Annotated in this window: 1 protein-coding gene; it reads right to left on the bottom strand. The window is 64.0% G+C overall.

Going from position 1 to position 533, the window contains the following annotated elements; genetic code table 11:
• Positions 1–438, bottom strand: a 438-nt coding sequence (locus tag IVA78_RS04345) for a recombinase family protein (protein WP_247464608.1), incomplete at its 3' end; no start/stop codon positions are given.
• Between the last annotated feature and the right edge of the window lie 95 nt (positions 439–533).

Here is a 533-nt window from a genome sequence, read left to right as displayed (position 1 = left end):
GCCGGACAAGCCCAACAGCAGGCGGTCGTGGTAGGCGCGCGGATCGTAAAGCCGCTCGCCATCCGCAATGAGCACGCCGAACACCGAGCACAGCTCGAGAAGCTGATGCCAATCCCGATTATTGCGGGCCAAGCGCGAAGCGTCGAGGCTCACCACAAGACCGGCGTTGCCAAGGCCGATCTCGGCAATGAGCCTCTGGAAACCATGACGATCCACACCGCCAGCACCGGATTTGCCCAGATCCTCGTCAATGACCTGGACGCGCTCCGGCGCCCAGCCCAGACCGATGGCACGATCGACCAGGCGGTACTGCAGCTGCGTGCTCTCCTGGTGCTGGCGCACCTGGTTCACGGATAACTGCCGCACGTAGACATAGGCCAACTTAGCTCGGTGCGCAGTCGTGAGCCGCTCGTCAGCGACGGTCGAGCTGATCAGCACGGCTCAGTCCCCTTCCGGGCGTGCCGGCAACCGCTTGCATTCGCCGCAGCAGCGTGGCGAGGATTTGAGCGATCTGGGTTTGCGTCGCGGTCGAT

It is taken from the genome of Bradyrhizobium sp. 137 (assembly GCF_023074095.1).
Classification (GTDB): Bacteria; Pseudomonadota; Alphaproteobacteria; order Rhizobiales; family Xanthobacteraceae; genus Bradyrhizobium.
Note: the sequence above shows the minus strand (reverse complement) of the source record. Positions and strands in the feature narration are given on the sequence as shown.